Origin of the sequence: Acinetobacter sp. YH12138, assembly GCF_015218525.1 — a bacterium.
Classification (GTDB): Bacteria; Pseudomonadota; Gammaproteobacteria; order Pseudomonadales; family Moraxellaceae; genus Acinetobacter; species Acinetobacter amyesii.
The window spans coordinates 494,713-514,678 of record NZ_CP048670.1 but is presented as its reverse complement, the minus strand read 5'-3'; the positions used below and the strand labels follow the sequence as shown (position 1 = coordinate 514,678).

The window sequence follows — 19,966 nt, the reverse complement described above, 5'->3', positions numbered from 1 at the left end:
TTTTACTCTTCATTAAATTTTATGTTTGAATCAAACTTAGTATCGAAATGTATAAATATTTTTTGTTGTGTATCTGTCTGGAACAACTTAGTTTCACCTTTGCTATTTGTTTTACCAGTTTCAATATCACCATTTTCAAAAAATGCCATATACTTAATATTTGCTATAGGTTTACCCATTTCATTTTTCGCAATGAATTTTTTGGTGAAACCCTTTGTCACTACTTCAGGAAAACTAGGTACATCAACTGCAATGTTTTCTCCACCCTTAAATAAATGCTGCCCCGCTTTTGCCTCAAATTTTCCACCAGTAGTTGGAAATACACCTGAACCATTTATTTTAATCTGCGAACCACCCGCAGTTAAATTAATCTCTTTAGGACTGGTAATATAAACCGTATCTTCAGTAGAAATAATTTGAATGCCTTTACGTGCAATGAGGTCTGCACCATCACCTTGCGCCTGAATCTCAACCTTCCCCTTACCTGCAAATGCTCTCAATCCTTCTTGTGCTGCAAATAAACTGATTTTTTTTCCTGCATGGCCAATTAAGGATTTTTGCGTGGAAATATTCATACTATCGCCTGCAGTTTGGCTGATTTGACCATTTGCAGATACATGCATATCTTCATTACTGCTTAAAGCAATCGAATTGGGTGAGGCCAAGACCATAATGGCCGATTTAAACTCGGCAGCTTTTTGTTGATCATCCTGACTTAATATCTCAATAAAGGCTTGAAGACTCTCCAATACTTCAAGAGGGTCGGTCTGTTGGTTTTTCGCTACATCACTCAGCCCTTTAGCATTATTCAATGCGCTTTCGATTTGAGTATGAGCTTCATTGGCATTCAAATGCACCCCACATGCTTGATTCTGCTTATGGGTCGAAAGTAATAAACCTTGTCCAGCTCGTACTGCCCCCCATTGATCGGTCCGCAGCTCAAAACCTTCACCCCGACTTTCACTCTCAGCCTTTTCTTTAGGATGGCTTAAATGCCCCAAATTCAGTTGTGTTGTCCCGTGGCTGTTTTGCAGTTGGGTCGAGATCTGTCCTGTAGTGTCATCAAAGCGTAATTGACCAAAACCCTCTCCCGCCACTTCTTTGGAGCGAATTCCCGCAAGTTTTTTGGTATCTGGTAATTGTCCTTTATTGTCAAATTTAGTGGGACTACGCTGCGCTTCATGAATACGACCCACGACAAAAGGTCGGTCAATGTTACCATCAAAGAAATCAACGACGACTATTTCACCCACTCGAGGTAAGAAGCGTGCACCATAACCTTCGCCGGCCCAAGGGGTCAACACATCAACCCAAGCCGAGTCTGTGTCATTATTGTTCGCACCTGCACCACCATCATGACCATGATCATCGGAACGGGTAAATAGGAAACGGACTTTTATCCTTCCCCATTCATCAACATGGATTTCTTCACCAGCAGGACCCACAACTTTAGCACGCTGTGGATGTGTTACTGGTCGATGTGTGAGCGGATTAAATTCAGGGACGGTCGTTATATTTCGACGTTGCAAAGCCAAGGTATTGGCTTGGCGTTCATCCGCCTCGCTTTGTTTGACTTGCCACTGACTTTGATGGATCAGTTGTGTAACTTGATCGGTTAAGTCTTTGGGTAAATTATTTTGGTTATAAAAAGACTTGGATAAAATCAAAAATTCTTGATCGGCACCACGATGCTGGTCAATCTCTGGATGCTCATCCAATTTGAACCAGTAACCAACTTGTGTATCACGCACGGTACTTTTAGCAATAAATTGTTTGGCTTGAGCCGCATAATAATCACTAAAATTTTGATTGAGACGTTCAACTTGAGCACTATTAGAAGCTGTTGCAGCATCTTCACCATTCAGATCTTGTATCCAGGCAGGGCTCACATGCCATGCCTGCTCTAAACTTAAGCTCGCATTATCTTGATTTTGACTATGTAGATGCTTGCTTTGTACTGCACCACCACCCTCGTCCTGTTCAAGCACATCCGCTTGCCATCGTTGTACATGTACCGACGTTGGTTGCAGACTGCGCTGACCGATAAAACTGGTCATACTGTCATTTTTTTCAGTCGCACTACTGCGATGAAAACGGATATTACGTCGCTCCAAAGCTTGATATTGACTATTATTATCAATCAAACGTAGCTTTTGAGCTGCTATGGGTGTCACAGACGATGTTACAAAAGATTGAGCTTCATCAACCAACCAATGAATGCCTTCACTGCGTAGTAAGCGAGTAATAAAATCATAGTCGGTTTCATTACTTTGCATCATGAATGGTCGAACGTCATACTCTTTTTTTAAGCCACTTAAGTCCAAACTTAAGCTCGCTGCAAAAAGTGGGCTCTTTTTTTGCCATTCCTTAAAAATAATCTCGACCACATCTTTGACCGATTTATTCATAAACACACGGCTATTACGACGCTTATGCCATAATGCTGTTGCATCTTCTAAGGTCAACTTATATAGCGTTAATGCACCATCACTTTGGCCTTGAAATGCTTCTGTAATGATCCCGGTAATACGGAAAAGTTGTCCAGCATCGGTCACCTGATCGATTGCGACTTGCGTGCCAATAAATTGTTTCAGTTCGAGCGTGGCAGAAGTTGAGAGACAGATGAGCTGAACATTCAAACCTTCACTTAAGGCATGTTCCCCATCAATACGTTGCAAGAATACTTGTTCATTCAGCGTGGTATTGGAAAATTGAATATGCAAGGCACGTTTTTGTGGACTAATGCCCAATTTCTCAAGTGCAGAATAAATATTGTTCAGCATCGTTATTATCTAAAATCAGATTTTTATAAAATATGCGGGGTATTTAATCAAAAAAACTCATATTTTTCTAGGCATAAACTGCCTGCTTTGTTGGGTTTTATGTAAGTAAAAATTCAAATTTTCACATCAACTCTTTATGTTATTTTTACTCTATTTATTTCTGCATTAAAAAAATATAGAGACCATCAAACTAAACTTCAGGTCTCTTCATACCACCTTACTGCCTTGCATCACGATTAATTGGCATTTAAAAATGCGTGAATATTCTCCAATTGTTCTTGTGCTTCGACATAGCCTTGCAAGGCCGCTTTTTCCAAATATTGCTGTGCAATTTTAAGATCACGCTCTACGCCCATGCCATGAATATATAAATAGCCCAATCGCGTTAACGCCGCAGCATTCATCCCCTGAGCCGCTTGTGCATAATAGCTATGTGCTTGGGTTAAATCTTGCTGTACACCTAAACCATGTTCTGACATTTCACCAAGCTGGTACAAGGCAGTCACATTTCCTAATCCCGCCGCTTGCGACAAATACTGCAACGCTTGTTGGAAATCTTGTGTTCCCCATTGTCCTTTTAAATTAACTAGACCTAGTTGCGTAAGTGCATCAGGATGGCCTAATTTCGCCGCCTTCAACAATGCTCGCTGGGTTTGAGCTTCATCAAACTGTAGATCAGGCAAGATATTGTCCACGGCTAAACGGTAGAGATACCAAGCAGCATCCTGCGAACCTTGTTCTGCGGCTTTTTCCAGATAACTCAGACACTGATCACGATGTGGTAAAGGATATTCTGGCAATGCATAAAAACGTCCAATCACATAATTCTGATCGGCGACACAAGTAATGGACATATCATTTAAGTGTCTTGCCGCTTCAACTAAAAGTTGCTGCGCTTGCTTGATATTTCGCTCAACACCGACCCCATGTAGATAGCATAGGGCCAAACCAACTTGGTTAATGAATAATGGTTTGAATTGATACGCTGTTTGATATAACTCAAATGCTTTTTGCGGATCATCACGAACCAAATACTTTTCAAAATACAGTGCGGCAATAAGACTAATCGCTTCAGCATCTTTAAGTTGAGCAGCTTCGGTCAGAAAGCGAAAACCTAAAGTTTCCTGCTTCTCCAAGTACCAACCATGAAAATGTGCAATACCTAATAATCGGCTGGCTGCAGCAACTTTGTGCTCTTTGGCCTGCTGCAAAAGATCATGATAAACCCGCTGACGCTGATCGACATCGATTCTACCCATCAATACTGCTTGATAATATTCATACAACTGCTGCTGGTGCCCGAGTAGCAATCCTCGCTTTAAATATTGCAATGACTTTTTATCATTTTGCGCAAGATACTTTCCTTGAGCATAGAACTGCTGCAATTGCTGAATAGCCGCCATATGATCTTGTTGGGCAGCTTTCAGTAAATATTCCAATCCCAGAGCAATATTTGGCGTGGCTTGTTTTAAATAGAACTGTGCCAATTGATACTGTGAATTGGCATGTCCATTGTCCGCATTTTTTTGCAACAAATCTAAATGTTGCTGCTCGGCATGTGTCTGATCTTCTGGATTTAATTCGGCGAGTCGATATTGCGCATCCAAATGACCGCGTGAAATCGCATGTCGATACCAATATTGCGCTTTTTCAATATTGGGCACACCGCCATAGATACCTTCTTCAACTTGCCCCAACACATATGCAGCATCATCACTACCTAAACTATTGGCTTTTTCCAATAAAGCCAGCGCATTTTCCACACTGACTTCTCGGCCTAAGCCTTGTAAATGCATCTGCCCCATAGCGACATAGGCCTGCGGAATTTCATGCTGTTTGGCCAAATTTTGATACAACTCATAGGCACGCGCATAGTCGGTTGGTGCATCAAGCATTAAACGTTCTGCAAATTTCAGCTGTGCATCTAATTGGTCTATCCACAAGTCATGCCCAACCGCTTTAGCCTGATCGCGTTTCACTGGATCGGGTCTTTTCCACATCCAAAACGCAAGTGCTCCCATCCCCAAAATTAGTATCAGTAAAAACCACATACTCGCCCCAAAAAAATCAATATTTTAATTATTCCAACATTGTGTCTGATTTTAATTCTATATACAAAAAAAGCACCGAATTCGGTGCTTTATTTTTTTCAAAATGAGATAGCTGTCATGCTTTTGCTCGTTTTGCATCAAGTTTTTTGAGCACCTCTGACACAGCCACCATCGCAAAGCTGGACGTCACGACTACTGCTGAACCATATCCACCACAACGTAAGCCCGCACTTGGACAAACATCAGCACTGGAAAATGGATTATCAATCGAATAAACACAGGTAATCCCAAACTTTTCTTTCGGCTTTTTACAAATTCCTTTGCCGCGTAATTGTGTCCGCAATTTGGCCAACATCGGGTCTTGCTCTGTTCTTGATAAATCTGCGACTCGGATTTTCAGCGGATCAAGTTTACCGCCTGCACCACCCGAGACAATCAAAGGAATTTTATTAAAACGACAATGTAACATGAGGGCGAATTTCGCTTTCACGTCATCAATACAATCTAAAATTAAATCGGGATTGCCGGCTAATATTTCTTTCACATTTTCAGGTGTTAAGTAATCATCAATTAAATTTATTTTGATTCGGGGATTAATCCCACGGCAGCGCTCTGCCATCACTTCAATTTTTTCATGTCCCAATGTCGTGCTCATGGCAGGCAATTGTCGATTAATATTCGATGCAGCAACCACATCCATATCGACCAAGGTCAGCTCACCAATACCAGTACGCGCTAAAGCTTCGACCGCCCATGAGCCTACACCACCAATCCCAATCACCATGACATGACTTTTTTCATAATGATGAAAACCTTCATCACTATATATTTTGGCTACGCCAGCAAAACGGCGGTCATATTCATCATCTTGGAGCAGTTCAGTCATAGGTTTGGAGGCAGTGTTAAATCAGCCGCCATTTTAGCAAATTCACTGCTTTTTTTCTTTGATAAAACGCAATTCAGCAGTCAGCGCAACAGAGCGGCATTCGCATCAGGTCTAAATCCATCAAAATAAACATTTACAGCGAACGGAGATCTGCTTTAAAAAGTATAACCATAAATCTAAAACTCAAGTGTGTATTGCCATGGACATCCATCCTCTGCCAAATAATTTAAAAATTACCGATGACAAAAATGAAATGGATTTAGACACCGTGCATCGTTTTTTAAGCCATACCTATTGGTCAAAAGATATTCCAAAACATGTGGTGAAAAAAGCGATTGAAAACTCTTTGGCCGTGGCCTTACTTCTCGATGATGAAATCATCGGTTTTGGTCGTGCCATTACGGATTATGCAACTTTTGCTTATTTAGCCGATATTTATGTCGCCGATGAGCATCGAGGCAAAGGCTATTCAAAATTAATTGTGAGTACTTTATTTGAAAAATGTGGCTCCTCAGATCTAAGACGCATGTTGCTTGCGACGGCGGATGCACATGGTTTATATCGTCAATTTGGCTTTACCGATTTGGTTCAACCTGCAAGTTTTCTCGAGATTCATCAAGCCAACATCTATCAACGATAGAGAAAATATCTCGGATAAAAAAAAGAGGCTTTCGCCTCTTTTCGATCTTACAACCTTAGTCTTTATTCATAATAAAGAAATATTCACGGTAGTATTTAAGCTCTGCAATGGAGTCACGGATATCATCCATCGCTAAATGTGAGGCATTCTTTTTCAATCCACCCATAATTTCCGGACGCCAGCGCTTCGCCAATTCTTTAACTGATGATACATCGAGATTACGGTAGTGGAAGTATTGTTCCATTTCAGGCATTAAACGATGCAAGAAACGACGATCTTGGCAAATTGAGTTACCACACATTGGTGATGATTTTGGATTCACCCATTTTTTCAAAAATTCTAAAGTTTGCTGTTCAGCATCTTGTGCTGTCAATTTACTACGACGTACACGTTCGATCAGACCCGATTGACCATGTTGGCGAGTATTCCATTCATCCATTGCATTGAGCACACGGTCAGACTGATGTACCGCAAGCACAGGCCCTTCCGCCAGAATATTTAAATTATCATCCGTCACAATTGTTGCAACTTCAATAATCTGGTCGTTATCTGTATCTAGACCTGTCATTTCAAGGTCAATCCAAATCAGGCGTGTATCAGGTGTGCTGCTCATAAATGTGCAATCTTATTAGGCTGTAAAAATGAACATAGTAGCAAATTTATTGGGCTTGCGCTGTAAATAGACCCTGCTTTCATGCTATTTTTGCCATCTAGTTTTCACGGTTTTTTAGGATATGAATGGCTTTAATTCGTAAGCGCCGACTGACTGAACAGCAGCAACGTCGCATTCAGAAGCAACATAAATCTCGTCAGGAAGAAATCGATACTTCTGCAGATTTGGAAGGCTTGGTCGTCCAACATTATGGTCGTCAACTTGAAGTTCAAGCGCTGTCTACACCCGACCAACATCCTGAAAAACCTATTGTGCAAGCTGGTGAACCTGAACCCCATTGGAAACCCATCGAATTAGGCAGTGTTTGGCGCTGCCATACCCGTACCAATCTCGAATTATTGGTGACGGGTGACCGTGTCAAATGGCAAGCTGACCCGATCACAGGTTTAGGGATTATTACCGCGATTCATCCACGCCAATCTTTACTGACACGCCCTGACCGTTATCACAAAGTGAAACCTGTCGCAGCCAATGTCAGCCTGATTGTGATTGTATTTGCACCACTTCCTGAGCCAGCACCAGGCCTGATTGACCGCTATTTGGTGGCCTGTGCAGATGCCGATATTCCAGCATTATTGGTCTTAAATAAATCCGACTTGCTTAAAGACAACGATCCGATCTTAACGCTATTACAAGAATATCGTGACTTGGGCTATGAGGTCATGCAAACTCAATCTGATGGTGACTTAAGCACACTTTCTGCTCGACTTTCTGGTGAAACTGTCGCATTTGTAGGTCAGTCTGGGGTTGGTAAGAGCACTTTAATTAATGCTATTGTTCCGGATGCTGCGCAAAAAACCAATATTATTTCGGAAAACTCCGCGCTCGGTCAGCACACCACCACCTCTACGCGCTTAATTGCGTTTGGTGAAGGTTCTGCATTGATTGATTCACCAGGAATCCGTGAATTTGGTTTATGGCACCTAGAATTGGAAAAAGTTCAGCAAGGTTTCCCTGAGATCGAGTCACATTTGGGCTATTGCCAGTTCCGTAACTGTACGCATAAACATGAAAAGCAATGTGCGCTTAGAATGGCGGCTCAAAATGGCGAAATTTTACCGCGCCGATTAGACAGTTATTTACGTCTGATCGACGAAATCACGGAAGCGCAGCAAAAAAATTAATTTTTATTCTGTTCATGCCCTTGAAGGGGTGATTTTGATCACCATATTTATGGGCTATACTCTTGGCAATTTAAAATTGTAGTTAGGTGAATTGTGGAACGTTGGTTCGAATTTATGGGGAATCACCCCTTCTTATTTGGAACGCTGGCTGTATTGGTCGTGCTGTTCTTTATTCTTGAAGGCCAGCGTAATGGTCGCAAAATTTCACCTCAATCTTTAGGGATTTTAGTTAAAGCTAAAAATGCTCAATTGATTGACTTACGTGATGCGAAAGACTTCCGCGAAGGTCATATTAGCGGTAGCCGTAATATTCCATATAGCCAAATTACAAAACACATTGAAGAGTTAAAAACTTCTGATCGCCCGTTGGTTTTTGTATGTAACCTTGGTCAAGTGGCAGGTTCTGCATTGCAACAAGTCGGTCATGCAGATGCATACCGTTTAGACGGCGGCATTAGCAACTGGAAAGCTCAAGGCTTACCTCTAGTTAAAAGCAAATAAGCGCTTCTTAGGAGATTAACATGGCTGAAGTTACGATTTATTCAACAACTGTATGTCCTTACTGCATTCGTGCAAAACAGCTCCTAGAGCGTAAAGGCGTGGCTTATAAAGAAATTAATTTATCAAATGAAGCGCCTGAAGTACGTGTTGAATTGATGCAACGCACCAACCACCGTACCGTTCCTCAAATTTTTATTAATGATCAGTTTATTGGCGGTTTTGACCAACTTTATGCTTTAGAGCGTGAAGGCAAACTCGACGGCATGCTATCTTAATTTTAAACATAAATCGTCACCTCATATTAAGGAATAAACAATGAGTGAAGAACAACAAGCTCAACCACAATTGGCATTAGAGCGTATTTATACTAAAGATATTTCTTTCGAAGTACCTGGGGCTCAAGTATTTACTAAAGAATGGCAGCCTGAACTAAATATCAACCTTTCTTCTTCTGCAGAAAAAGTTGATCCAACACACTTCGAAGTTTCACTGAAAGTTGTCGTTCAAGCGAACAATGCGGGTGACACTGCATTTATCGTTGACGTTACTCAAGCAGGTATCTTCCTGATCGATAGCGTTGAAGAAGAACGTCTTCCTTACATTCTTGGTGCTTACTGCCCAAATATCTTGTTCCCATTCCTACGTGAAGCTGTGAACGATATGGTTACTAAAGGCAGCTTCCCACAATTATTGCTTACACCAATTAACTTCGATGCTGAATTCGAAGCGAATTTGCAACGTGCACAAACTGCTGCTGAAGGCCAAGCTTAATCGCTTATCTTCAAATCTAAAAAAGACCGCTTTTGCGGTCTTTTTTATTGCTTTTTAGCTTCCCCCCCTTTACTAAAAGGGGATATGAGGGGGATTTACTTCTACTTAACAAAATCCCTCCCACCCTCCCTTTTAAAAAGGGAGGAGCAAATTACTCAGCATCCATCATTAAGTCAGCGCTCATACCTACAGTATTAAAGCCTGCATCAACATACAGAATTTCACCTGTAATACCATTTGCCCAAGGTGAGCAAAGGAACAATGCTGCATTACCGACATCTTCAATAGTTACATTGCGTTTAAGTGGTGCGACTTTTTCATTTAGATCTAACATTTTACGGAAAGATTTAATCCCTGAAGCCGCTAAGGTACGAATCGGACCTGCTGAAATCGCATTTACACGAATACCTTCAGTGCCAAGACTTGTTGCCAAATAACGTACGCCTGCTTCTAGTGACGCTTTTGCCATACCCATAACGTTATAGTTTGGCATTACGCGTTCAGAACCTTGGTAAGTCAGCGTCAATAAGCAACCTTGACGTGCAGCCAATAAAGGTTTTGCCGCACGAGCCATCGCAATAAAACTATATGCGCTGATGTCGTGAGCAATTTTAAAACCTTCACGGTCGGTAATATCAGTGAAATCGCCATCTAAAGTATGTGCCGGTGCAAAACCAATTGAATGCACAACACCATCTAGACCATCCCAATGTTTAGCAAGTTCAGCAAAAGCGGTATCAATTTCAGCGTCCACTGCTACATCACATGGGAAAACTAAAGTTGAACCAAATTGTTCAGCAAAATCATCTACACGTTTTTTTAATTTTTCGTTTGGATAAGTAAAAGCCAGTTCTGCACCTTCGCGATGTAAAGCTTGCGCAATACCAAATGCGATTGATAACTTACTTGCAATACCCGCGATTAAAAAGCGTTTGCCAGCCAATAGTCCTTGTGCCATGTGAAACTCACTCAAAATAATTTAACAGCATAATGCCAAGTCTAAAGCATTTTAGAAATTGCATAATGCGCCTTTTTTTAGAAAACCATCATTGCATGCACGATGCGAATAAAATCAGATTCAATCAAGCGGCGTCAATATTTGTTGCCGCTTAAGCGTCCAGATGCAATGCTTGTAATGAATTAGTCCATAATATATCTGCAATCTCAGATTCGGTACGATTTAAACTCTGAGCTAACCCCTGCAAGACATAGGGCAAATTGACCGGCGTATTACGGGTACGCCCTTCCGTCGAATGCTGACAACATAAGGGTGTCATATCGGGACAGTCGGTTTCTAAGACCAAATGTGCCGCCCCTAAAGTCTGAACCACTTGATGTAATTTTTTTGCATTGGGATTGGTGATTTGCCCCGTTACACCAATTTTAAAACCTAGCTTGGTAAATGCCTTCGCTTCTTCAACACCACCACTAAATGCATGTGCAATACCACCGAGCTTAAATTGATGCTTTTTCAACATCGAAAGCACCTCCGCATGGGATTTACGAATATGCAGCAATATTGGTTTATCAAACTGCTGTGCTAACTCAAGTTGTGCGGAAAAATACTGCTGCTGCTTTTGAAAAAGTTCAGGCTGCTTATGCTGTTTCAAAAAGGTATCTAAACCTATTTCACCCACAGCAACACAATCATGCTGCTTTAGCATCTGTTCCACATCGAACAAATGTTCTGTACGGTGTTGCTCAATATAAAACGGATGTAAGCCGGGAGCTAAATAGCTTGTTGGAACATTGGATAAACAAGCTAAAAACTCTTGGGTATGCAGCAAATCTTGAAAACGTGACTGTACAAAACCAATCAATACTAACGCATCGACACCCGCCTGTTTGGCAGCATACGCCAACTGTTCCCGATCAGCGTCAAAATCGGGAACATCAAAATGCGTATGCGTATCAAACAATGAGTAAGTCATTGAACTAATTAATTTGCTTTTGCGGCTGAGGCTTCAGCAGCTTCAACTGGAGGTAGATATTGCTTTTTCAATACACTTTGCAATTGATCATAAGGAATGGTCAAACGTGGTAAACCCACCACATACGGCCCAATTTCATATTCGGCATATTGCAAAATTAAACCTTGCTGACTCAGATAAAAATTATCAGACAGTTTAAATTTCCAAATCTGTTCGTATTCTTGAATATTGTCTGCCAACTTGGCATCTTTCACCCAAGTTTTAAATACTTCATAGCCCCGCTTTTCAAGCTCAGCACGTTGATTAGGCAATAATATGTCGTTGAGCTGCACCAATTTTTGAGTGCTTAAATCAAAGTTGTAATATTGCTGTGCAGAAGAACCATGCGCTCCACCTAAATATGAACTGGTATTTAAAACCACTGTTGCCAAGGGTTTTTCAGCATTTAATATTTTAGGTTTAATCATCAAACTGATTTGCTGATTGGCACTTAAAGATTTCAACTCTTTATCTAACTTTAAGAACGCTTGCATGTAAGGCTGCGTGGCTTTTTCCAATTTTAATTTGGGCGTTTCAACCTTTGCCAAAGCAGATTTTGCTTCAGACGCTGCAGGAACTTCACTTGCAGCGGGAGCATCAGTACTCAGCGTTTTATCTTCTAAAGGCGATACAGATAGAATTTCACCTAACTGTTTTAGAATTTCCGCATCAATAAATTCATCAATAAAGGCTTGATTACTGTTTAAACGTTCAACTGAAATTTCAGGACAGACCCCGCCATCACATTCAGGTAAATTCAGTTGTAATTTTTCCGCATCACCAATCAGTTTTGCACTCAAATCTTGCTGTTCAGTTTTGGCTTGATCTGGCTTTTTTTCAGGTTCAGCTTGTTGTGGCTGACACGCCGTGAATGCAACAGAAACTGCCAATATTGAGCTTGCCCAAATTTTATTTTTTTGCACCATTGCTTCAACCTTTCATTTTGAATAATTGATATTTATTTTGGTAAATATTTCATCAAATTAAATACTTTCGTTGATTAGAACATATGCTGATAAACGTCAGCTTTCAATATTTGTTGTGTTTGTGCTTTGCTGAGATAAATATCCAGTTGTTTACCATCTTTGACAATTTCATCTGTACGGTAATGCAAACCGACACCTTCTTGATCAAAGAACCAATCTGCTTGGCCCCAATAGAGTTTTTTCGGTGCCGATTTTTTGACATCCACCTCTTGTTCATCTAACCATTTGCTATAGGCTTGTTGCACAATAGCATCCATATTTTGCTGTTGCTTTGCTTCAATAACATCTAAAGGTTTAAGATTCTTTTTCGCACGGCGGTCTGCCACAAAAAAATAATACCGCTCTTTGACTGTGATATTTTCCTGTTTGGTATCAACACCGATTTGCAGCAACACATACTGATTTCTTTGATATGGAACTCGTGTGTACATGGCCAATTCGTAGGCTTTATTGGTTTTAAACTCTGCCTGCCAAGCATCTGATTTTTTCACATACGCATCGACGGCTTGTTGGAGATTCATATTTTGCTTTAATGCAATCTGATCTTGTACGACGCTGGTTTGATTTTTTTCAATCCAACCATTCAACCACGTATCTACGGTCTGAATGGTTTGTATCTCTAAATCAATACAACTTTTATTTTCACAAAACGGTTTGGCAATTTTTGCGGCTTGCTCTCGAATATTTAAATAGGGCAAAACATCTGGATTGATCACGACCGCTTCAGAAGCGCCATCATCGGCCGGCTTTGTCGCTTTGTTTTCTTTTCCTGAATCACATGCACTGAGCAGCAAAACACTCCCCAAAAGTGCAAAAACTGTAGCATCCTTGAATTTTTTCATGATGTCCTAAACGACCAAATGATTGCGTAATGTATGGATTTAAAAACTCTACCACAAAATAAAACAGCTTCACGAAGAAGCTGTTTTATTTCTGTAAAAGAACAACTTAGTGTTCACGTGTATTGCTGAACACGATATCCGGATAACGTTCTTGCATTAACTGTAAATTCACACGACTTGGTGCAAGATAAGTTAAATGACCACCGCCATCGACAGACAATTGGTCGTGTGCTTTTTTCTTAAATTCGTTGAATTTTTTCTCGTCATCACACGATACCCAACGTACGGTATTGATACTTACAGGCTCGTAAATACAATCCACTTTGTATTCTTCTTTCAGGCGATAAGCCACCACTTCAAACTGAAGCACACCCACAGCACCCACAATTAAGTCGTTACTGTTTTGCGGCATAAAGACCTGAGTCGCACCTTCTTCTGAAAGTTCTTTTAAGCCTTTTTGTAGCTGTTTTGACTTCAAAGGATCTTTTAAACGCACGCGACGGAACATTTCAGGGGCGAAGTGAGGAATACCGGTAAAGTGTAAATCTTCACCCGAAGTGAAGGTATCACCAATTTGAATCGTACCATGGTTATGCAAACCGATAATGTCACCCGGCCATGCTTCTTCAAGGTGCTGACGGTCACCAGCAAGGAACGTTAAAGCATCACTAATACGTACATCTTTACCTAGACGTACATGTTTCATTTTTAAGCCTTTTTCATACTTACCTGAACAGATACGCATGAATGCAATACGGTCACGGTGTTTTGGGTCCATATTGGCTTGAATTTTAAAGACGAACCCTGTGAAGCCCTCTTCAGTCGCTTCAACTTTACGGTCTTGAGTCGGATGTGCTTTAGGTTCAGGTGCATATTGACTAAATGCATCCAACACATGGTCTACACCAAAGTTACCGAGTGCCGTACCAAACAAGACTGGCGTTTGACGACCTGCCAAAAATTCATCACGGTCTAAAGGCTCATTGGCCATTTGAACCAACTCCAATGATTCTTCAAATGCGGCCCAAGCTAGATCACCTACTTTTTCACGCAAATCTGCATAGTCATAGCCATCACGAACTTCAATATCCGTAATGGTTGAACCGAAACCCGCCTTATAAACGTAGAATTTTTCTTCGAGTAGGTTAAATACACCCGCAAAGTCACGACCTGTGCCCAGTGGCCAAGTAATCGGAACACATTTAATTTTTAAAACGTTTTCGATTTCATCTAGCAGTTCTAATGGCTCACGAATTTCACGGTCCATTTTGTTGACGAATGAAATAATCGGCGTGTCGCGCATACGACACACTTCCATCAATTTGATCGTACGATCTTCGACACCTTTTGCACCATCAATCACCATAAGCGCAGAGTCAACAGCGGTTAATGTACGGTAAGTATCTTCAGAAAAGTCTTCATGCCCTGGGGTGTCGAGCAAGTTAATCATCTTGTCTTTAAACGGGAACTGCATAACAGAGGTGGTGATCGAAATCCCACGTTCTTTTTCCATTTCCATCCAGTCAGACGTTGCCGCACGATCAGATTTACGGCTTTTTACCATACCTGCAACCTGAATCGCCTGCCCCCATAACAACAGTTTTTCTGTCATTGTGGTTTTACCGGCATCGGGGTGGGAAATAATAGCGAAAGTACGTCGCTGAGCGACCTGTGTCGCTAATTCTTCTTTAAAACTCATGAAAGACACCTACTGCAAAACTCGCAGTGCAAAAGATCAGATCTGATCAATATGGAAAATTGGCGATATTGTATCAGATTGACCATTAAAAATAATCAACCACATCGGGTTGAGTCAAAATCTTAGCGTGGCGTGTCTTGATGTTTTACATTGGATGACGACCTGTTTTTATCGACGATATAACGTATTCCACTGTCTTTTCTTCTATACTCATTGGCAATACGATAAGACCACAAATGACCTTATTCAACTTTCGCTTTCATGCTTTCTTCAAGCTGTACCACTGGCATCGGCATTCCTAACAAATATCCTTGTAACTGTTGGCAACCTAAACGTTTTAAAATTTCTGCTTGTTGTTCTGTCTCTACACCTTCTGCAGTGACTGCTAGCCCCAGTCGAATTGCCAAGTGAATAATACTTTCTAAAATAATTTCTTCTTTAGAGCCAACGCTCAAATTGCGGATAAATTCACGGTCAATTTTCAGCTCATCTACAGGTAGTTCTTTTAAATACAAGAAACTTGAATGTCCTGTTCCAAAGTCATCAATCGCAACTTTAATCCCCATCTGTCTCAAATGTTCAAAAGTCACGATACTGGCATCGATATGATGCATCGCTGTTGACTCGGTAATTTCAATAATTAAATTTGACGGGTTAATTTCATAACGTGCAAAAAGCGACTCTAAAGTACTAAATAAATGTTTATGCTCAAACTGGATGGCCGATAAATTGACCGCAATCGGATACAGCGGCATATTCAGCTTTTCCCAGTGCTGAATTTGCTTACAGGCTTCTTCAAGCGCCCAATAGCCCATGGCAATAATCAGTCCAGTTTTTTCCGCACCATTGATAAACTTATTTGGCGTCAGCATACCTAAGGTTGGATGATTCCAACGAATTAAGGCCTCAACCCCACAAATTTCACGATCAGTGGCATTGAATTTTGGCTGATAAAATAAGATAAATTGTTGTTCTTCTACCGCTTTATATAAATCATTGATCAGTTTCGTCTGACTTTTTTCTTCAAATTGGTCAGCGGTATAATTAAAAAATGAATAGGTATTACGCCCCTGATACTTCGAACTCAGCATTGCGGTGTCTGCATTGATCAGTAGGTCTTGTAAGTTCGCACCATGTTCAGGGTACATCGCAATACCAATACTGCCTGAAATGTTAATTTCCTTACCTGCAATCAAAAAGCTTTCTTGCATCAATTCCAATATTTTTTCAGACATTGCTGTGGCAGAGTCATTGCTTGCCGACTCAAGCACAATCAGAAACTCGTCCCCACCGATTCGTAGCAATTTGGCTTTATCATTAATTAAACGGTGAATACGCGTAGCAATTTGAATCAGTAGTTGATCACCCACATGGTGTCCAAACACATCATTGACCGCTTTAAAACGGTCGATATCAATATAAATAAAAGCAATTTTATCTTGTCTTAAGCGATGCTCTGTAAATAGAAAATGTGCATATTCAGCCAAAAATAGTCGATTAGGTAAACGGGTCAAATTGTCCTGTACCGCTTGATTAGCCAGTTCTCGATTTGCGCGCATCAATTGCAAACTGCGATGTTCTAAACGTTGCTCAAGTACTGCAACGCTAAAGGCCGCCATCAACAATAAACTGGTGACAAATAAGACAATAAATAGCAATAAATTATGGTTAATTTGAGCCGCAACCAATACATCCATCGAGTTTAGCGGTACAAAATCAACAGCTGCCATACCAATATAATGCATAGCAACAATGCTAAAAGTCAGCATGACCGCAACAAAGGCATTCATGATGTTACGTTTAGACGAATACTTATTTTTAAATGTCAGCCAAAATGCCAAACACGAGCCACAGATCGCAACTAAAATTGAACAGATAACAATTAAAGGTTCGTATCGTTGCTCATAACCCTGAACGTCTAAACTCAGCATCCCCGTGTAATGCATTCCGGAAATGCCTAGCCCCATTAAAACTGAGCCTAAAATTAAACGAGGAAATGGTAGCGTCAGTCGTGTGGTTAACCACACGGCAAAAGTGGACGCGACAAAGGCAATAAAATAGGATGTCAGAGTAAGACTAGTATCAAAACTATGATTTGAAGGCAAATGGCTGGCCATCATACCTACAAAATGCATGCACCAAATCGCAGCACCTAAAATTGCACCGCTGAATAATAAAATGACATTTTCATATCTTGGTCGTGTTCCACGGAACAACATTTGTTCGAGTGAAACCGCTAAGTAACAACTTAATAATGCAACTACGATTGAACCAACGACCAGATTGTAATCATAATGAATATGGGTCATATCAAGCGTTCCGCTTAGGTTATCGTGGCACTTTCTTTAACCGAATTACCCAATCTATCTCTTCCCTTTAACTTGTTACATTTTCAATTACTTACTTATTTTCTCTTAGAATCTATTAGTCTACGGTAATGGTCAAGTCTTTCTTTCAAGATTTTAAACAACTGATTAATTTAAAAAAATAAAGCTTGATGAAGTTCACTAAAACTTAAACTTTTGATAAAAATTGCATCAGGTGTTTATTATTTTAGAACAGTTTCTAATCATAATAAAATGAATAAGTTAGAATCATTTATAGATTGCTTTCTAGATTTAAATCGAACATCGCCCTACTCACAAAAAAATAGCGAGCCGTAGCTCGCTATTTTTCAATGGGTAAATTCATCTTTTCTGTCAAAACTCAAGCAATCATCTCAATGTTATTTATGGATGAATTACTTACTTTTTGGCTGTTGTTGTATGCGTTTTGCCTTGTAATTTTGCATAGTCCATCAGAACGTTTGCTGCTTCCGTCACAAAGACTTCTTCTTCAGGCAGTGCTGGACGTTGGTTTGCCTTCATTTTTGCACGTGCCTCCACCAATGCATCCATAGACGCTTGGTAGCTTTCCCAGTTGGCATAAGGTTTTTGACCCACCACTTTACGACGCTGATTTTCAGCATCCAAAGACTTTTGCTCTAGTGCCAACAGCTCGGCTTTACGCTTCGCTAAGTCAAGCACCACACGCTTTTGCTCTTCTGTCTTTTTCGCAATCGCAGTACGTTGCTCTAAATATTTAAATTGCGGATCAATGCTGACACGTTGCTGAGATGACTTAATCAAATCGGGAACATAGGCTTGGATCGAGCCTTCACGTTTAAACGGTGCTGTAGGAATGGTATCCCACTGTAAAGCATTTTTCGCTTTACGTTCACCAAATTCTTCATTGTAAATATCAACCAACTTAATATCAGGCACGACTCCTTTATTCTGGGTACTGCCGCCAGTCACGCGGTAAAATTTACGTTGCGTTAAGGTTGCTTGACCATAGGCTAAAGAGTCAAGTTGTACCTGCGCTGTTCCTTTACCCGTTGTGGTGCTACCAATCACCACACCACGTTCATAGTCTTGAATCGCAGCAGAATAAATTTCACTCGCAGACGCCGAAGCCAAGTTAATCAATACTGCCAATGGACCTGCATAAGTTTGCGCGCCCCCATCATCATCTTCAAACACGCTGACATTGCCATTGCCATCACGGATTTGCACCACTGGACCTGATTTAATCACTTGACCAAGCATACGTGCCACTTCTTCAAGTGAGCCACCAGGGTTGTTACGCAAGTCAATGATGATACCTTCAACATTTTGAGCATCTAAAGTTTTTAAGGCTTTATTGGTATCTTCTGACACAGAACGGTAGTCTGTACCTGCACGACGTGCACGATAGTTCAAGTAAAACGATGGAATTTCAATTACACCGAACTTATGCTTTTTGCCATCACGCTCAATTTCAACGGTACGTGAACGCACGCCTGCATCTTCTTCTTGAATCACATCACGTACAATTGTGACATTTCGCGCTTGATTCATGGACGCACCAGCACCCAATAAACGTAGAGTCACTTTGGTGCCACGTTTACCACGAATCAGTCCGACAATTTCATTGCTCGGCCAACCGATCACATCCACCATTTTGTCGCCATCTTGGGCAACACCAACAATGCGATCACCTGACTTGACTTGTCCTGATTTGCTGGCTGGACCACCTTCTACAATCGTTTCAATTTTAGTGTAGTCTTCGTTGCCACGTTCAGGACGAATCGACACCCCAATCCCTTCCAATTGCAGCGTGGTTTGACGGTTCAATTCCATCGCATCTACAGGTGGGAAATAGTTACTGTGCGGATCATACGTCAGCATCATGGCATTCAGAGTTTTATCAAGCACATCATCGCTTTTTAAACGACTAATCCGCTCTAACTGACGCGTATAACGCTTGGTTAAAGTCTGTACAGGTGTTAAGTCTTCAGGACCTGTTAAGTCTTGACCATTTGCCAGTGTTGGGTCATCTTTCAACGCTTTTTGTTTGGCTTTCTCTTCTTCTTTGCTGATGGTTAAGTTGATCAGCTGAGAGACCAACATTTTATTCCAATGCGCACGCTGTTCTTCTGTCGATTTAAAGAATGGCGCTTTTTCACGATCGGTTTCGATGTAGTTATTCGGTTGATTTAAATTCTGTGGCTTTTTCAGCTCTTCCAACATATAGGTGTAGAACTGTTTTAAGCGCTCACGATATTGCGCATGAATCGCATACGGCCCTGTTAAATTGCCCGCTTTGAGATTTGCACCAAAAGTTGAGCCATAACGTTTTTTATAATTTTCAATATCTGATGCCAAGAACAACGTATGTTCAGCATCTAAACTATCAATATAAAAATCTAAAATACGATTAGAGGTATTGGCATCTAAACGCTGATTTAAATAGTGTTGACGGTCTACCAATGTTGCAAGCTGACGTGAGACCAAGGCTTGTTCTTGAGTGGGTTGAATAGTACCCGCGCTCACTGCTTCTGTATTATTGGCAGCAATTGCGTCATTCACCACATGAGTGAAAAAGAATCCACCTGTCGCAATCGCAACGGCACAAGCTAATGTTTGAAGTTTCATAAATAATTTGTACTTCCTTGGTATTAAGACCAATATTACCGTGTTGGTTTTCGACCTGAATTGAATAGATTCAAAATCTTAAACA

Annotated in this window: 16 protein-coding genes; 5 read left to right on the top strand and 11 right to left on the bottom strand. The window is 40.8% G+C overall.

The features are described from left to right. Nucleotides 1-2: 2 nt before the first annotated feature. From G0029_RS02425 to G0029_RS02415, 3 genes are all read right to left on the bottom strand, one after another. Complete coding sequence (locus G0029_RS02425) at nucleotides 3-2,783, bottom strand: type VI secretion system Vgr family protein (protein ID WP_180106323.1); 2,781 nt, start codon at nucleotides 2,781-2,783, stop codon at nucleotides 3-5. 236 nt (nucleotides 2,784-3,019) lie between these two features. Further along, nucleotides 3,020-4,834: a tetratricopeptide repeat protein gene (locus G0029_RS02420; RefSeq protein WP_180109685.1), complete on the bottom strand. Its 1,815-nt coding sequence runs from the start codon at nucleotides 4,832-4,834 to the stop codon at nucleotides 3,020-3,022. Nucleotides 4,835-4,949: 115 nt separating this feature from the next. After that, entirely contained in the window at nucleotides 4,950-5,720 is a 771-nt protein-coding gene (locus G0029_RS02415; RefSeq protein ID WP_180106321.1) for a ThiF family adenylyltransferase, read from the bottom strand. Between the two features lie 199 nt (nucleotides 5,721-5,919). Here G0029_RS02415 and G0029_RS02410 point away from each other — a divergent pair, with 199 nt between their 5' ends. Beyond that, the gene (locus G0029_RS02410) at nucleotides 5,920-6,360 is read left to right on the top strand and encodes a GNAT family N-acetyltransferase (protein WP_180024422.1); all 441 of its coding nucleotides are present in this window, start codon (nucleotides 5,920-5,922) and stop codon (nucleotides 6,358-6,360) included. A gap of 55 nt (nucleotides 6,361-6,415) precedes the next feature. Here the strand turns inward: G0029_RS02410 and orn are convergent, their stop codons facing one another. Next, nucleotides 6,416-6,973, bottom strand: a complete 558-nt coding sequence (gene orn, locus G0029_RS02405; protein WP_067763591.1) for an oligoribonuclease — start codon at nucleotides 6,971-6,973, stop codon at nucleotides 6,416-6,418. A gap of 125 nt (nucleotides 6,974-7,098) precedes the next feature. On the opposite strand from orn, the gene rsgA reads away from it, so the two are divergent. The 4 genes from rsgA (at nucleotide 7,099) to secB (ending at nucleotide 9,429) form a co-directional block, all read left to right on the top strand. Beyond that, a complete protein-coding gene (gene rsgA, locus G0029_RS02400; protein WP_078192688.1) occupies nucleotides 7,099-8,157 on the top strand; it encodes a ribosome small subunit-dependent GTPase A in 1,059 nt (352 codons plus the stop codon). A 93-nt stretch (nucleotides 8,158-8,250) separates the two neighbouring features. Next, nucleotides 8,251-8,658, top strand: coding sequence for a rhodanese-like domain-containing protein (locus G0029_RS02395; protein ID WP_078189639.1), 408 nt, complete (start codon nucleotides 8,251-8,253; stop codon nucleotides 8,656-8,658). 20 nt (nucleotides 8,659-8,678) lie between these two features. Beyond that, nucleotides 8,679-8,933: a glutaredoxin 3 gene (grxC, locus tag G0029_RS02390; RefSeq protein WP_078189640.1), complete on the top strand. Its 255-nt coding sequence runs from the start codon at nucleotides 8,679-8,681 to the stop codon at nucleotides 8,931-8,933. 40 nt (nucleotides 8,934-8,973) lie between these two features. Continuing rightward, on the top strand, nucleotides 8,974-9,429 hold the full coding sequence (gene secB, locus G0029_RS02385; protein ID WP_078189641.1) for a protein-export chaperone SecB: 456 nt from the start codon (nucleotides 8,974-8,976) through the stop codon (nucleotides 9,427-9,429). A 151-nt stretch (nucleotides 9,430-9,580) separates the two neighbouring features. Here the strand turns inward: secB and G0029_RS02380 are convergent, their stop codons facing one another. From G0029_RS02380 to G0029_RS02350, 7 genes are all read right to left on the bottom strand, one after another. Next, a complete protein-coding gene (locus G0029_RS02380) occupies nucleotides 9,581-10,387 on the bottom strand; it encodes an enoyl-ACP reductase (protein ID WP_180024423.1) in 807 nt (268 codons plus the stop codon). Between the two features lie 151 nt (nucleotides 10,388-10,538). Beyond that, nucleotides 10,539-11,360, bottom strand: a complete 822-nt coding sequence (locus G0029_RS02375) for a TatD family hydrolase (protein ID WP_180106320.1) — start codon at nucleotides 11,358-11,360, stop codon at nucleotides 10,539-10,541. Nucleotides 11,361-11,368: 8 nt separating this feature from the next. Further along, nucleotides 11,369-12,325 carry an RsiV family protein gene (locus tag G0029_RS02370; protein ID WP_180106319.1) on the bottom strand — a complete coding sequence of 319 codons (957 nt, stop codon included), beginning with the start codon at nucleotides 12,323-12,325 and terminating at the stop codon, nucleotides 11,369-11,371. A gap of 74 nt (nucleotides 12,326-12,399) precedes the next feature. Further along, nucleotides 12,400-13,227: a hypothetical protein gene (locus tag G0029_RS02365; RefSeq protein WP_180106317.1), complete on the bottom strand. Its 828-nt coding sequence runs from the start codon at nucleotides 13,225-13,227 to the stop codon at nucleotides 12,400-12,402. Nucleotides 13,228-13,333: 106 nt separating this feature from the next. Continuing rightward, nucleotides 13,334-14,926 carry a peptide chain release factor 3 gene (locus G0029_RS02360; RefSeq protein WP_078192693.1) on the bottom strand — a complete coding sequence of 531 codons (1,593 nt, stop codon included), beginning with the start codon at nucleotides 14,924-14,926 and terminating at the stop codon, nucleotides 13,334-13,336. A 242-nt stretch (nucleotides 14,927-15,168) separates the two neighbouring features. Continuing rightward, entirely contained in the window at nucleotides 15,169-17,235 is a 2,067-nt protein-coding gene (locus G0029_RS02355; protein ID WP_180109684.1) for an EAL domain-containing protein, read from the bottom strand. A 435-nt stretch (nucleotides 17,236-17,670) separates the two neighbouring features. Next, on the bottom strand, nucleotides 17,671-19,881 hold the full coding sequence (locus tag G0029_RS02350; RefSeq protein ID WP_180093328.1) for a carboxy terminal-processing peptidase: 2,211 nt from the start codon (nucleotides 19,879-19,881) through the stop codon (nucleotides 17,671-17,673). Nucleotides 19,882-19,966: the final 85 nt, after the last annotated feature.

Excerpts from the sequence above, each read along its gene's own strand:
- G0029_RS02425 (WP_180106323.1), bottom strand. The coding sequence starts at position 2,783 with ATGCTGAACAATATTTATTCTGCACTTGAGAAATTGGGCATTAGTCCA.
- G0029_RS02420 (WP_180109685.1), bottom strand. The coding sequence starts at position 4,834 with ATGTGGTTTTTACTGATACTAATTTTGGGGATGGGAGCACTTGCGTTT.
- G0029_RS02415 (WP_180106321.1), bottom strand. The coding sequence starts at position 5,720 with ATGACTGAACTGCTCCAAGATGATGAATATGACCGCCGTTTTGCTGGC.
- G0029_RS02410 (WP_180024422.1), top strand. The coding sequence starts at position 5,920 with ATGGACATCCATCCTCTGCCAAATAATTTAAAAATTACCGATGACAAA.
- orn (WP_067763591.1), bottom strand. The coding sequence starts at position 6,973 with ATGAGCAGCACACCTGATACACGCCTGATTTGGATTGACCTTGAAATG.
- rsgA (WP_078192688.1), top strand. The coding sequence starts at position 7,099 with ATGGCTTTAATTCGTAAGCGCCGACTGACTGAACAGCAGCAACGTCGC.
- grxC (WP_078189640.1), top strand. The coding sequence starts at position 8,679 with ATGGCTGAAGTTACGATTTATTCAACAACTGTATGTCCTTACTGCATT.
- secB (WP_078189641.1), top strand. The coding sequence starts at position 8,974 with ATGAGTGAAGAACAACAAGCTCAACCACAATTGGCATTAGAGCGTATT.
- G0029_RS02380 (WP_180024423.1), bottom strand. The coding sequence starts at position 10,387 with ATGGCACAAGGACTATTGGCTGGCAAACGCTTTTTAATCGCGGGTATT.
- G0029_RS02375 (WP_180106320.1), bottom strand. The coding sequence starts at position 11,360 with ATGACTTACTCATTGTTTGATACGCATACGCATTTTGATGTTCCCGAT.
- G0029_RS02370 (WP_180106319.1), bottom strand. The coding sequence starts at position 12,325 with ATGGTGCAAAAAAATAAAATTTGGGCAAGCTCAATATTGGCAGTTTCT.
- G0029_RS02365 (WP_180106317.1), bottom strand. The coding sequence starts at position 13,227 with ATGAAAAAATTCAAGGATGCTACAGTTTTTGCACTTTTGGGGAGTGTT.
- G0029_RS02360 (WP_078192693.1), bottom strand. The coding sequence starts at position 14,926 with ATGAGTTTTAAAGAAGAATTAGCGACACAGGTCGCTCAGCGACGTACT.
- G0029_RS02355 (WP_180109684.1), bottom strand. The coding sequence starts at position 17,235 with ATGACCCATATTCATTATGATTACAATCTGGTCGTTGGTTCAATCGTA.
- G0029_RS02350 (WP_180093328.1), bottom strand. The coding sequence starts at position 19,881 with ATGAAACTTCAAACATTAGCTTGTGCCGTTGCGATTGCGACAGGTGGA.